The organism is Morganella morganii (assembly GCF_019242955.1).
Taxonomy (GTDB): domain Bacteria; phylum Pseudomonadota; class Gammaproteobacteria; order Enterobacterales; family Enterobacteriaceae; genus Morganella; species Morganella sibonii.
The window spans coordinates 2297894-2311769 of sequence record NZ_CP066129.1 but is presented as its reverse complement, the minus strand read 5'-3'; the positions used below and the strand labels follow the sequence as shown (position 1 = coordinate 2311769).

Here is a 13876-nt window from a genome sequence, read left to right as displayed (position 1 = left end):
GAATATGAATATGAATATGATTATGATTCAGCACCGTTATTTTTTTGCATAGCACTCACCAGTTGTTTATAACTTTGCTTTTCAATCATATCATCCGTCAATCCGAATTCTGCGGCTGTCTCCCGCAGTTGTTCCCTGTATCCGGTTAATTTAGTTTCATCGTGCGTCATAATGGCAAATTCGGCAAACCAGCCTGCGCCGTTAATATGATCCAGTGTGATATGAATATCTCCGAGAAACCAGACACTGCGGGTTTTGGTTAAGGTCATTGTGCAGCGGTAACCCAGTGTTTCCAGCATATTTCTGACATGCTTGTCGTCATCAATATTTATAGCTTTGCATTCACTGGCGGCGGGGCCTTTCACTATCCACAGCTTAATACCCGAGGGGGTCATTGTTCTGACCGACATACTGACATTACCGTCTGCCAGATGTGTTTGCGGTGTGTCGAAAAACCAGTCCGTTTCTTCGTTATTCACCACAAAAGGCTCTGCATGCATTGTGCTTAATTGTGATAAAAAAGCACTATGATCAGCCAGGTGATATTTTATTTCCGCTTCATATTTACCATCAAAGTGATTACTCATGAATTTATCCGCTGTAAATAACCGGTTTGTGACTGACCTGATAATATCACGTAACCGGAGGAACAGATCGGGTAAAAGAATGTGATCAATTTCGCTTAATGCCATCTGTTGCTGATTTTTGATACAGCAAAAAAATAGCCTGTGGTATCCCTTTATCAGTTTTTTTATTTCAAAGGGGATTATCAATGAAATTTACTAATCGTTACAGTGCCATTGCACTGGCTGTTGGTCTGCTGACGCTGAATATGACTGCACAGGCTGAAACTGTGTCGCTGAATGCAACCGTTGCATCGCAGACGGCAGCAGAAACACAGGTTTTACAGCAGGGACAATGGGACAATTTTAATAAGCAGCGTCTGGACGCCATGATTGCAAAAGCAAAACAATCACCGGCACATACCTATTATTCAGTCTTTGATTTTGATAACACTACGGCATTTCTGGACATTGAAGAAGCGGTGATGATTTATCAGCTTGAACACCTGTTATTTGCCATGACGCCGCAGGAACTGAAATCCGTTATTTTCAAAGATATTCCGGCGTCAGATTTCTCTGCTGATTTTAATAATAAAGACGGTAAGCCGGTCAATATTGGCAAGGTTGGCGCCGATATTCTGGAAAGCTACCAGTGGCTGTATGATAATTATGACGGACTGAAAGGTGATAAGCCGCTGTCCGAAATCAAAAAATCACCGCATTATCAGAACTTCATCACCAAGATGCGTTATTTATATGCGGCTATCGGCGGAACATTTGATCATGCTGTTTCCTATCCGTGGGTCACCTATTTATTTATGAATATGACACCGGAGCAGGTTGCGGATATTACCGCGAAAACCATCGAATGGCAGAAATCAGAGCCGGTTGAAGGTGTGGTATGGGAAAGTCCGGCATCATTGCCGGGACAGGCCGGGGTTGTTGAGATTGACTGGCATAATGGCTTCCGCCTGGTGCCGGAAATGCAGGATCTGTATCAGCAGCTGCAAAAATCCGGTATTGATGTGTATGTGATTTCTGCGTCAAACCTTGAAGTGATTAAATCGATTGTCACACAACCGCCGTATTCCGTGCCGGAATCTCAGGTATTTGCCATGCATTTGCTGCGCACCGGCGATAATAAACTGACATCCGACCTGGACCCGGCGTATCCGCAGACTCAGGGTAAAGGAAAAACAGAGACTATCCGTAAATTTATTCAGGATAAATATGCCGGTAAAGGGCCGTTATTAGTCGCCGGTGACAGTGAGGGCGACCAGAATATGATGTCCGATTTCCCGGATACGGAGGTCGTACTGATTATTAACCGCCTGCGCTCACCGGATACCATCATCGGTCAGTTATCAAAACAGGCCGTTAAAGAACATGGTCAGAAAGACGCCAAAGTATTATTGCAGGGACGTAATGACAGCACCGGCGTATTTGTACCGTCACAACTTCATACACCATTGGGTGCGAAAGAAGGGCGGGCGTTAAAATAACAGCCGGTTTGGTCAGTTTAAGGAAATACTGATAACCCCGGCCGGTAATACACATTATGATAGTAAAAAATGACTATTTCAGGGATGTCAGAAAGGTATGGATAAATATATTGTGTGTTATGAAGGTCTGGGGTTAACCGGCTCGGTATTGTTCCGCAGCCAGGTGGCAATCAATACCGATATCAGCAGAACAGAAGCAGAACGTTTTATTGCGCTGTTTCATAATGCCGCTGCCGCAGATGCGGTAAAGCATAATATTAACGCAGCACGTTATGTCATTGTGAATATCTGCAAACTGTAAAAACGAAATACGGCGGGGCTGCCGCCGTATTCTTTTCTCAGGATATCTTTTCTCAGGATAATGTCAGTGTATGGGTAATGGCACAATTTTCAGTAAACGCCTCATCATGACTGACCAGCAATAATGCGCCCTTATAACTGCGCAGCACATTTTCCAGTAATAGCCGCGAATCGAGATCCAGATGATTATCCGGTTCATCCAGCAGCAAAATATCCGGCAAAGGTTCGGATAACGTCAATGCCAGCAGGGTCACTTTCAGTTGTTCGCCGCCGCTTAATTGTGACAGCGGAATTAATCCCTTATCCCCCCTGATCCGCAATGCACCAAGGTGTGTCCGCCAGGTTTGCGCCGGAATGGCCGGATCAAATTCACACAGTGCTTCTGTGACCGGCAGTGACTTATTCAGCAACGCCAGGTGCTGATCCAGATAACGCAGACGGCCGTGCAGGGAATACTGCCCGGATTTGGCGGTCAGCAGTCCGGCCAGCACTTTCAGTAAGGTGGATTTCCCGCAGCCGTTACGTCCGGCAATATGCCAGTGTTCACCACCGGAAATAGTCAGTGACAGCGGCTCTTGTGTCCCGAACGGCAAAATCAGATCCGCGGCATTTATCCGCACCCGCTTTTGCTCCCCGGTGTAATTAAACGCCAGCATCTGCGGGGTGATATGTTCTATTTTCTCATTCACTTCCCGGCGCTGAGTGTCCAGCTGAGTCATAACCCGTTCATGACGGCCGGTGATTTTTGACTGTTGTTTCTCCGCTTTATTCTTTTTCATATCCAGCAGCAGAGCTGAGGAAGAGCCGGATGAGCGTACTTTTTCACCCTGGCGGCGGCGCTGTGCTTTCTTTTCCAGCGCGCACTGTAACGCTGTTTTTTCCCTGTTCAGTTGCGACTGAAGCTGCTTTTCCGCATTTTGCAGCGCACTGAGCTGAAAGGCTTTCTGCTCTGCATAATGAGTATAATTGCCGCCGTACTCTTCGAGTGCGGAGGGGGTGAGTTCAAAGATCCGCTGCATGGTATCCAGTAAACGCCGCTCGTGGCTGATAACCAGTGCCCCGGCAGGGTGATTCAGCAGTTGTTCACTCAGCCAGCGGCGTCCGGCTGCATCCAGGTGGTTTCCGGGTTCATCAAGTAACAGGAACGCGCCCGGTTGCAAAAAGGCACGGCAGAGCGCCAGCCGGGTCTGTTCACCGCCGCTCAGGCTTGTACAGGGTGTTTCCGGCGGGAGGTGTGCCAGCTGTGCGCTTTCCAGCAGAGATTGCTGCTGTCGCGGCATGTCCCATTTATCGGCCAGAAAATCGTAATCGTCCGGTGTGGCTGTGCCGTTCTCAGTACGGCGGATGGCCGCCTGAATGCCGGTGATCCCGAGTGCGTCCGACAGAGTGATACCGGAAAGGCGGGTCAGCTGCGGCACATAATAAAACGGTACCTGCCAGCGGACAGTGCCGGAAGCCGGTTGCCGCTGCTGCGCAAGCAGTGACATCAGCACGGATTTACCGCGTCCGTTATGGCCGGTCAGCCCCTGAACCTGACGGGTTAATGTGCCGCTGATGTTGTCAAACAGCGGAATATCGTTAAATGTCACTGATAAGTGAGAAAAATGGCATTGTACGGACATACAAAAGCTCCTGAATAAACAGGGGCAGGCGGATATACCGGATAAAAAAGAAAACGATGATGAGGATAGCTGCCTGCCCGATATCAAAACAGCGCATTCGTAAAAATGCGGATGATACAGCAATGGGATTCAGGCAATTAAATCATGTCGGCAGACATCCTCAGGGGAAATGAACTGCGGCAATGGTGACAAATAAACAGCGGATTGTAAACCCCCTCTTATATTTCCGGATACCGTAAAGCATTCAGACAGTATTTTTCCCGGAATCTTACTGTCAACCGGCGATATTTTCGTTATCCTGTCCGGCCTTAATCATTTTTTATTTTTCCGGCAGCGGATATTCAGTAACAGGATGGGTTATGAATTCAGCAGAAACAGTCTATCAGGTTGATCAGAAACGCAGGATTATCACCTGTGTTATTACATTCTTTGTAGTCATTGTTCTTTATATTGCACTGGCGTATTTATTTCAGACCCGGATGCCGGGCGTGGCAGCTGCGCTGGGTCTGACCGTGTATGTTTATATTGCACAATTTCCGGTGATTAAAGTGTACGGCGATAAGCTGACCTCCAAAATTGCTGTCGGTAAAGTGGTGTCTATGCCGTTTGACGGCGGGCATTTCTCCTTACAGGAAGTGAAAGGGCTGAAAGCGTTAATGGTCTCTTTTTCCACGGATTCCTGTATTCTGAGCTACCATCCGGCAAACAGCCGCCGTGTCCGGATTGTCGGGCCGACACTGAAAAAAGAACAGTTAAAAGCTATTTTTGATGCTATTCCGGCGGCGTCAAAACGCGCGTTATAATACGGTTGCCCGGTTATGATTCCGGGCACTCCCCGCATTTCCCGTAAAAATCATATGTGTTAACATGGTCACACTTTTCCGCTAAAAGCTGTATCGATACAGCTGCCTCGTACGGAGGATCATCATGACTGAAACCCTGTCAAGAAATCAGGCCTGGCTGCGGGTTATTGTGCTTGCCGTGGCGGCATTTGTGTTTAATACCACTGAATTTATTCCGGTTGCACTGCTGAGTGATATCTCGGCGGGCTTTGCGATGCAACCCGCACAGACCGGACTGATGATCACTATTTATGCCTGGGTGGTGGCGCTGGCGTCGTTACCGCTGATGCTGCTGACGGCACGTATTGAACGGCGGAAATTACTGCTCTGGCTGTTTACGGTGTTTGTGATAAGTCACATTGTGTCGGGACTGGCGCAGCGTTTTGATGTGCTGGTGGTCAGCCGGATAGGTGTGGCGCTGGCACACGCGGTGTTCTGGTCGATCACAGCCTCTCTGGCGGTCAGAGTAGCACCGCCCGGTAAAAAATCCCAGGCGCTGGGACTGCTGGCAACCGGTACGGCACTGGCAACGGTTCTGGGGCTGCCAATCGGCCGTGTTATCGGGCAGTGGGTCGGCTGGCGGATGACGTTCTTTTGTATCGGGGGTCTGGCGCTGATTACGATGGCGGCGATGGCGCGTTTTCTTCCGCTGTTACCGAGTGAGCATTCCGGTTCACTGAAAAGTATACCGGTTCTGTTCAGACGGCCTGCTTTAGTGGGGATTTTTGTCCTGACAGCGATTGTGGTGACGGGGCATTTCACGGCATATAACTATATTGAGCCGTTTGTGCAGACTGTGGCCGGGAAATCACAGGATTTCGCCACGCTGTTTCTGCTGATTTTCGGTGCGGCGGGGATTATCGGCAGTGTTATTTTCAGCCGCTATAATACCCGGCTGCCGCTGGTGTTTCTGCCTGCGGCGATCACATTATTAACCGTGTGTCTGATGCTGCTGATGACCAGCCGTATGAATGACACCTGGCTGATTGTCCTCGGGATTGTCTGGGGGATCGGCATGATGTGTACCGGGCTGGGGTTACAGGTCAAAGTGATTGATTTGTCACCTGATGCAACCGATCTGGCGATGTCTGTTTATTCGGGCATTTTTAATATCGGTATCGGCGGCGGGGCGCTGCTGGGTAATCAGGTCATTATGCATATGGGTATGGAACAGATAGGGTATGCGGGTGCCGTATTTGCTGTGGCGGGTGTGCTTATCTCGTTCTTTGTATTCAGCCGTTACCGGGCACTGTTTATTCAGAGGCCGAAGGCGGAGAGCCGCATTACCTCTCACAATCCGTCATAAATAAATATAATCCCGCACCTTTTTATTGCGGGATTTTTTCTGATTTCTTTATACTGTCCGCCATACTGAATGACAAAGATATTAACGGGTGATTTATGAATGGGTTATTATGGCTGACACTGGCCGTGGGGGCAGAAGTCATTGCCACCTCCATGTTACGGGCAGCAGACGGTTTTACCCGGCTGATTCCGTCGGTCGTGGTGGTGATCGGCTATTGTGTGTCGTTCTGGGCGCTGTCTCAGGTGGTGCGGATGATGCCGCTGGGGATTGCTTATGCTATCTGGTCCGGGATGGGTATTGTCATTGTCTCTGCCGCCGCCTATTTTATCTATCACCAGAAACTGGATTTACCCGCAGTTATCGGGATGGCTCTCATTATTGCGGGTGTATTAGTGATAAATTTATTCTCGAAAAGCAGTGTTCACTGAGCTGCATCCGCAGCTATGAGGCCATAATCATGATATCAGTTCCATTTTTCCGCCGGCCGGGGCGGGTATTGTGCAGTGTTATTGTTGCGGCAGCAGCATTTGCCGCCGGTTGCAGCAGTTCACCGGATACGGTGCAGCAGAAACAGATCCCGCGTTATCAGCAGCCGTTAATTGATTTAACCGAGGATGCCCGGGCCAGTTGCAGCTATGCGGGCGGAACACCGTCACTTATCCGCGAGCTGAACGGCGCACAGACACCGGGCTGCCAGTTTGCCAACGGTAAGCGATGCAGCCAGCAATCGCTGCTTTCCGGCAGTTGCGGGGCGGTATTGTGATTGATACAAAACAGCCGCATCATACGGATGCGGCTGCTATTGATGATGCTGGCGATCAGAACAGACGGCGCGGCTGTTTGCGGTGAATAAACTGGGATAACAGTACCAGAGCACTGATAAGCAGATACACAACAAAAATACCGATAAGCCATTGCGGCATATCCAGTTTCAGGAACACCCACTGCTGAACAGAGCAGTCACCGGATGCTTCAAACACCGACGGCAGCCAGGTATTGAGCGGCAGCCATTCCGGGAAATTCACAAAGAAATCACAGGTATTGAACGGGGACGGGTAGAGCTGGATCATGGTGTGTTCCCATGACAGCTGTAATCCGGCAATACCGCTGTAAATCCACAGGGCAATGGCCAGCCAGCGGATAATGACGCTGCGCGGCGCTATCCAGCCGATAAAACCGGCAAACGCGATACCGAGAACAGCGATACGTTCATAAATACACATCACACACGGCTGTAATCCCATTCCGTGCTGAAAGAACAGGGCGATACCGTCGAGCGCCAGTGCGGAAATCATCAGTAAAAACCATGCACTGCGGCCCCGCGAACACTCATAAAGGTAAGTCAGCATAATTGTATCCGGTTTATCCGATTAAGAAGAAACAGACTAACGCAGCGACTGTACGATAAAAATTACAGCGACGCATCCCTTTTCCGCTTTTGTCACTGACAGAAATAAAAAAACCGGAATAACACGGTTATTCCGGTTAGTGCAATGTAAAAACGTGGTTACGGCAGTGTGATCACACCATTCGCAGCCATCCATTCTGAAACAGGCACCAGCCATAATTCAACGCCGAAGAAACCGACCAGCGTCATCACAATGGTGTAAGGCAGGGCCATGATCACCATTTTCCCGTAGGAAAGGCGGATCAGCGGAGCCAGCGCCGAAGTCAGCAGGAACAGGAATGCGGCCTGGCCGTTTGGTGTTGCCACTGACGGCAGGTTTGTCCCGGTATTGATAGCGACCGCCAGATATTCATACTGTGTATAGGATACCAGTCCGGCTTTCATTGCCGTCATCGCCTCATTGATATACACCGTGCCGACAAAGACGTTATCTGATACCGCCGAGAGCAGGCCGTTGAACAGATAGAACAGCGACAACTGCGAGGACGGATCTGAACTGAGAACGAACTGGATAAACGGTGTGAATAATTTCTGATCAACAATCACCGCGACAACAGAGAAGAACACGGTCAGCAGGGCGGTAAACGGCAGTGCTTCCTCAAAGGCTTCACCCAGAGCATGCTCTTCGGTGATCCCGCAAAATGCGGTCGCGAGAATGATGACAGACAAACCAATCAGCCCGACTTCGGCCAGATGAAAGGCCAGTGCGGCGATCAGCCAGATACCGATAAGGCCCTGAACGATCAGCTGCATTTTTTCCTGTTTGGTCCGGCGTGCCGCGGATTTTTGTGCATTATCCTCAAGTACTGCTCTGACCCGTTCCGGCAGTTCCGCACCGTAACCGAACAGTTTAAAGCGTTCCACCAGATAACAGACCAGCAGACCACAGACAAATACCGGAATAGTCACCGGCGCCATGCGCAGGAAGAAATTCACGAAATCCCATCCGGCATGTTTGGCAATGATCAGGTTTTGCGGTTCACCCACCATGGTCATCACGCCGCCCAGTGCAGTACCGATACCGGCATGCATCATCAGGCTGCGCAGGAAAGCGCGGAATTGATCCAGCGTCTGGCGTTTTTCGGTGCTGTCGATAAATCCGTCATCACTGAGAGTGACTGTTTCTTTTCCCGAAGAGGCATACTGATGATAAATCGCGTAAAACCCGACGGACACACTGATCACGACGGCAATAACCGTCAGTGCATCCAGAAACGCGGATAAAAATGCGCTGGCCAGGCAGAACGCAAGTGAAAGCGCGCGTTTGGACCGGATAGAAAGGAGCAGTTTGGTAAACAGAAACAGCAGGAGCTGCTTCATAAAGTAAATCCCGGCAACCATAAAGATCAGCAGCAGGATAACCTCAAGGTTATTCATTATCTCATGGCTGATTTGTGCCGGTGATGTCATCCCGATCAGCACCGCCTCAATCGCCAGCAGACCGCCGGGTTGCAGCGGATAGCATTTCAGCGCCATCGCAAGGGTAAAAATAAATTCAATAACCAGCAGCCAGCCGGCGGTAAAAGGGTCAATAAAGAAGTAAACAACCGGATTTATAATTAAAAAAAGAATAATAGCAAGCTTATACCAGTCAGGGGAGTGACCCATGAAGTTCTTCAGGAAGGCCTGCCGCATTGATATTTCCATTATTGCTGTGTGTCCTCCGCAGGGGGGTGAAAAAACGATCCGCGTATAACTACAGTGCTTTATACTACGCCGGTATTCTGAATTTATTAAGAATTTAAATCAACTGATGGTTACCGGTTGCACCATTATGATTTATGACCGGATTCACTCTTTCGCAAGCTGATTGCTATATCGTGGCGCCGCATTCTGTTATCATCCGGATAATTGAAAGGTTAATTAATTGCTTTGGACGAAGTCACCTATGGTAATCAAGGCGCAGAGCCCTGCGGGGTTTGCAGAAGAGTATATTATTGAAAGTATCTGGAATAATCGTTTCCCGCCGGGCTCTATTTTACCCGCAGAGCGTGAATTATCCGAACTGATTGGTGTGACCCGTACGACACTGCGTGAAGTGTTACAGCGCCTGGCCAGAGATGGCTGGCTGACCATTCAGCACGGTAAGCCGACAAAAATTAATAATTTCTGGGAAACCTCCGGACTGAATATCCTGGAAACGATTGCCCGTCTCGATCACGAAAGTGCGCCGAAACTGATTGAGAATCTGCTGGCCGCCCGGACAAACATTGCGTCTATTTTTATCCGTACCGCGTTTCGCAATAACCCTGAGCAATCACTGGAAATCCTCAGTGCCGAAAATGAGCCGGATGATAACTCTGATGCCTTCAGCCAGTATGATTATGATGTATTCCGCGGTCTGGCTTTTGCTTCCGGTAACCCGATTTACGGTCTGATCCTTAACGGACTGAAAGGGTTATATACCCGTGTCGGCCGTTTCTATTTTGCGAGCCCGGAAGCCCGCAAACTGGCACGTAATTTTTACCGGCAGCTGACCGGTCTGTGCCGTGAAAAGGCTTATGATAAGGTACTGGATTGTGTCCGCAGCTACGGTAAAGAGAGCGGCACTATCTGGCAGACGATGCAGAGCGGCATCGTGCAGGATCTGAATCCGCAGTAACGCAGGATGAACATAATAAAAACCGGCGCAGTGAACAAAACTGCGCCGGTTTTTTATTGTCAGCGGGCCAGTGCCTGCAATATCGCCTGTGATTGTGTCCAGAGCAGGGAGCCGCCTTCTTCCGCAAACAGATGATGTTCCGCCCGGGGGAAACGCCCGGCCAGGATTCTACCGCCATCCGGGGAGTGTACGGTGCTGGTATCTTTTTCGCCGTACCACAGGGAAACCGGACAGGTAATGTGTTCCGGTGTAAATCCCCACTCCTGCATTGCGAGCAGCAGATCCTGTGTATAGCCTTCATTACCCTGAGAAAATGCTTCCGCCATACATTGCCGGTAAGCCGGTAAAAAATCCGCTGTCTGATAAACGGCCAGATCCGTTTTTCCGCTGTAATTCAGAATGAAATTCATCAGCCAGTCTGCGGTGATATTGTCCCGCACCCATGCCGCGAACCCGTCAGGCTGCGTTCTTGCGTGAGTCTGCATATCAATCACATCCGCAGATAACAGGGCCCGTGTTGCCGGGTAACCGAGCTGATCCTGTCCTGAGATCAGCGCCAGCGCGGAAACGTCCGCATAACAGGCCAGCGCCATGGCATAAACCGCGCCCTGAGAGAATCCGGCTGCACGGAATCGCGGATACCCCAGTGACTGCATCAGAAAAGTGACATCCGCGGCAAAGGACTTCAGGGATTTTCCGGCATCAGGAGAGGAATCACCCAGTCCGGGGCGATCCGGGGTGATTAGCCGGATATTTTCATGTTCAAGGTACGAAAGACCAAAGCCGAGTGAGCCGCTCATTCCTGCGCCGGTACAGAATACAACCGGAATACCGGTTTCCGGACCGGAATCATACCAGCTGAAGCGGCGGCCGCCGGGTAAGATGGTGATGTTTTTGCGTTGGTTTTTAATATTCATTGTCATTAACCGGAAAATATGCCGGAAGGCATAAAAAATAAGGAAGTGATTCTGATAAATAACTGTCATAACGAAAATATACAGGTTATTTATTCAGTCTGGTGTCATCGGCAACAAAGACGGGAGTCAGGTTGCGTTTCGCGATGAGTTCACAGCGGTGTTTGTGACAGATAGTGGGCATACTATTTAACAAATGCTTGTATTACAAGATAATAAAACAATTTTCAGATAAAAGAATCATTTAATTAATGAGTTAAGTGATTAAAAAAAACACTGTTTTGTGACCGGCTGCAAAGAAACAGACTTAATATGATATGAGGGGATTCCGCTATGTTGGCAAAATGTTTCTGAAATATTATGCTGATGCTAATGTTAAATTAAATAAAAGGCAGCAATATGAACATTGTCATCCTGGGAAGTGGTGTTATCGGTGTCACAACCGCCTGGTATCTCGCGCAGAAAGGGCACAATGTGACTGTCATCGACAGGCAACCGGCCGCGGCGGAGGAGACCAGTTTCGGTAATGCCGGTCAGATATCCCCCGGCTATGCCACTCCGTGGGGCGCACCGGGTATACCGCTGAAAGCCGTGAAATGGATGTTTGAAAAGCATGCGCCGCTGGCCATCAGACCGGACGGTTCGCTGTTCCAGTTGCGCTGGATGTGGCAGATGCTGCGTAATTGCGGTGCTGATTATTATGTAATGAATAAAAGCCGTATGGTGCGAATTGCGGAATACAGTCGTGACTGCCTGAAAACGCTGCGCGCGGAAACCGGATTGCAGTATGAGGGGCGTCAGGGCGGCACATTACAACTGTTCCGTACGCAGAAACAACTGGATAACGCCGCCAATGATATTGCTGTCCTGAAACAGGAGGGGGTGCCGTACCGCCTGCTGAGTGTCTGCGAACTGCATGAGGCGGAACCGGCTCTGGCCCATGCGGAACATAAACTGGCGGGTGGACTGCAACTGCCGAATGACGAAACCGGGGATTGCAATCTCTTTACCAAACGTCTGGCGGAGATGGCGCGGCAGGCTGGGGTAAAATTCCGTTTCGGCGTGAATATCCATCGTCTGCAATTCAGCGGTGACCGCGTCAGCGGGGTGATTTGTGATGAGGAAGTGATCACCGGCGATCAGTATGTGGTGGCGCTGGGATCATACTCAACTAAATTACTGCACGGACATATCGCCATTCCGGTGTATCCGCTGAAAGGCTATTCGCTGACTATGCCGATCATTGATGAAAGCCGCGCTCCGGCATCGACTGTGCTGGATGAAACCTACAAAATCGCCGTAACCCGTTTTGATCAGCGTATTCGTGTCGGGGGCATGGCGGAAGTGGTCGGTTTTAATCTGGATATTGTCAAACGGCGCTGCGAAACACTGAAAATGGTAGTTCAGGATCTTTACGGCGGCGGCGGGGATATCCGCAAAGCAACGTTCTGGACCGGTCTGCGCCCGATGACACCGGACGGTACGCCGATTGTCGGCCCGACCGCGTACAGCAATCTGTTCCTCAACACAGGACACGGTACGCTTGGCTGGACAATGGCCTGCGGCAGCGGGCAGTTGCTCGCCGATATTATGTCCGGTGACAAACCGGCTATCCGTGCGGATGATCTCGCGGTTTCCCGTTACCTGAACGGGTTTAAAACCCGGCTGGTGATCCCGCAGCAGTTGCATACGGCCTGAATAAAACAATAAGGAATGGTGATGGTATGCCTCGTCCGATACAGGCAGTGATTGACAGTGAAGCGGTCCGCTATAACCTGGCTCAGGTAAAAGAACGGGTCAGTCCGTCCCGGATGTGGGCGGTGGTGAAAGCAGACGCATACGGGCACGGCATTGAGCGGATTTTTCCTGCTCTGGCACAGGCGGAGGGTATTGCGCTGCTGGATTTCAGTGAGGCGGCGAAAGTCCGGGAACTGGGCTGGGAAAAACCGGTTCTGCTGCTGGAGGGATTTTTTCAGCCGCAGGATCTGTCTCTGATTGACCATTTGCAGTTATCAACATCGGTACACAGCGAATGGCAGATAGATGCCATTGAGGAAGCCACGTTTATTCATCCTCTGAATGTGTATCTGAAACTGAACAGCGGGATGAACCGGCTGGGCTTTTCACCGGCGGCGTATCTGAATGCACTCCAGCGCCTGAAAGCCTTGCCGCAGGTCGGCAGTATCACACTGATGAGTCATTTTGCGGACGCCGATTTAACTGCCGGGATCCGTAAGCAGATGTCGCGAATTGCTCTGTTCAGTTCGCTGAATTTACCGCAGTGCCTGGCAAATTCCGCAGCGGCTATGTGGGAGCCGGAAGTCCGTGCAGATGAAGTACGCTGCGGTATTATTCTTTATGGTGTATCACCAGGCGGTAACAGTGCGGATATTGCAGAGTTCGGCCTGAAACCGGCGATGACACTGCGCAGTGAAATTATTGCTGTTCATGATATTGAGGCTGGTGAAACCGTCGGCTACGGAAGCCGTTTTACCGCACAGAAACCTATGCGGATTGCCACTATCGCCTGCGGTTATGCCGATGGTTATCCCCGTCATGCGCCGGATGGCACCCCGGTCTGGATTGCCGGTCAGCGCTGCCCGCTGGCCGGACGCATATCTATGGATATGCTGACGGCGGATATCACCCATTGCCCGGAAGCGGATATCGGTACACCGGTTGAATTGTGGGGTGCTAATCTTCCGGTGGATGATGTTGCGCAATATGCCGGGACTATCGGCTACGAATTGCTGACGGCACTGGCACGGCGGGTACCAGTGGTCACCGCCGGGTAATTATACGTCTTTCCGGCTGTTT

The 13876-nt window shown here is 50.2% G+C and carries 14 protein-coding genes; 9 read left to right on the top strand and 5 right to left on the bottom strand.

Going from position 1 to position 13876, the window contains the following annotated elements:
• Positions 1–20 precede the first annotated feature (20 nt).
• Positions 21–587 carry a class IV adenylate cyclase gene (locus JC793_RS10690; RefSeq protein WP_166707969.1) on the bottom strand — a complete coding sequence of 189 codons (567 nt, stop codon included), beginning with the start codon at positions 585–587 and terminating at the stop codon, positions 21–23.
• A 185-nt stretch (positions 588–772) separates the two neighbouring features.
• Between JC793_RS10690 and JC793_RS10685 the strand changes: the two genes are divergently transcribed.
• Positions 773–2065: an HAD family hydrolase gene (locus tag JC793_RS10685; RefSeq protein ID WP_218426175.1), complete on the top strand. Its 1293-nt coding sequence runs from the start codon at positions 773–775 to the stop codon at positions 2063–2065.
• Between the two features lie 97 nt (positions 2066–2162).
• On the top strand, positions 2163–2366 hold the full coding sequence (locus JC793_RS10680; protein WP_107679709.1) for a hypothetical protein: 204 nt from the start codon (positions 2163–2165) through the stop codon (positions 2364–2366).
• Between the two features lie 52 nt (positions 2367–2418).
• Here JC793_RS10680 and JC793_RS10675 read toward each other — a convergent pair whose 3' ends face one another.
• Positions 2419–3987: an ATP-binding cassette domain-containing protein gene (locus JC793_RS10675; protein ID WP_218426174.1), complete on the bottom strand. Its 1569-nt coding sequence runs from the start codon at positions 3985–3987 to the stop codon at positions 2419–2421.
• 359 nt (positions 3988–4346) lie between these two features.
• Here JC793_RS10675 and JC793_RS10670 point away from each other — a divergent pair, with 359 nt between their 5' ends.
• From JC793_RS10670 to JC793_RS10655, 4 genes are all read left to right on the top strand, one after another.
• A complete protein-coding gene (locus JC793_RS10670; protein WP_247717232.1) occupies positions 4347–4790 on the top strand; it encodes a hypothetical protein in 444 nt (147 codons plus the stop codon).
• A 124-nt stretch (positions 4791–4914) separates the two neighbouring features.
• Positions 4915–6135, top strand: a complete 1221-nt coding sequence (locus JC793_RS10665; RefSeq protein WP_218426173.1) for a sugar transporter — start codon at positions 4915–4917, stop codon at positions 6133–6135.
• 95 nt (positions 6136–6230) lie between these two features.
• Complete coding sequence (locus JC793_RS10660) at positions 6231–6563, top strand: SMR family transporter (RefSeq protein WP_107679706.1); 333 nt, start codon at positions 6231–6233, stop codon at positions 6561–6563.
• A gap of 29 nt (positions 6564–6592) precedes the next feature.
• Positions 6593–6898, top strand: a complete 306-nt coding sequence (locus JC793_RS10655; RefSeq protein WP_218426172.1) for a putative hemolysin — start codon at positions 6593–6595, stop codon at positions 6896–6898.
• A gap of 55 nt (positions 6899–6953) precedes the next feature.
• Here JC793_RS10655 and dsbB read toward each other — a convergent pair whose 3' ends face one another.
• Complete coding sequence (dsbB, locus tag JC793_RS10650) at positions 6954–7484, bottom strand: disulfide bond formation protein DsbB (protein ID WP_107679704.1); 531 nt, start codon at positions 7482–7484, stop codon at positions 6954–6956.
• A gap of 158 nt (positions 7485–7642) precedes the next feature.
• Positions 7643–9190 (bottom strand): sodium/proton antiporter NhaB, encoded by a 1548-nt coding sequence (nhaB, locus tag JC793_RS10645; protein ID WP_166707963.1) that lies wholly within the window; start codon positions 9188–9190, stop codon positions 7643–7645.
• Between the two features lie 241 nt (positions 9191–9431).
• Between nhaB and fadR the strand changes: the two genes are divergently transcribed.
• Entirely contained in the window at positions 9432–10145 is a 714-nt protein-coding gene (fadR, locus tag JC793_RS10640; protein WP_046893491.1) for a fatty acid metabolism transcriptional regulator FadR, read from the top strand.
• 59 nt (positions 10146–10204) lie between these two features.
• On the opposite strand, the gene JC793_RS10635 is transcribed toward fadR, so the two are convergent.
• Entirely contained in the window at positions 10205–11062 is an 858-nt protein-coding gene (locus JC793_RS10635; protein ID WP_218426171.1) for an alpha/beta fold hydrolase, read from the bottom strand.
• Positions 11063–11458: 396 nt separating this feature from the next.
• Between JC793_RS10635 and JC793_RS10630 the strand changes: the two genes are divergently transcribed.
• Both JC793_RS10630 and alr read left to right on the top strand, forming a co-directional pair.
• Positions 11459–12757 carry a D-amino acid dehydrogenase gene (locus JC793_RS10630; protein WP_218426170.1) on the top strand — a complete coding sequence of 433 codons (1299 nt, stop codon included), beginning with the start codon at positions 11459–11461 and terminating at the stop codon, positions 12755–12757.
• A gap of 26 nt (positions 12758–12783) precedes the next feature.
• Positions 12784–13854 carry an alanine racemase gene (gene alr, locus JC793_RS10625; protein ID WP_218426169.1) on the top strand — a complete coding sequence of 357 codons (1071 nt, stop codon included), beginning with the start codon at positions 12784–12786 and terminating at the stop codon, positions 13852–13854.
• Positions 13855–13876 lie beyond the last annotated feature (22 nt).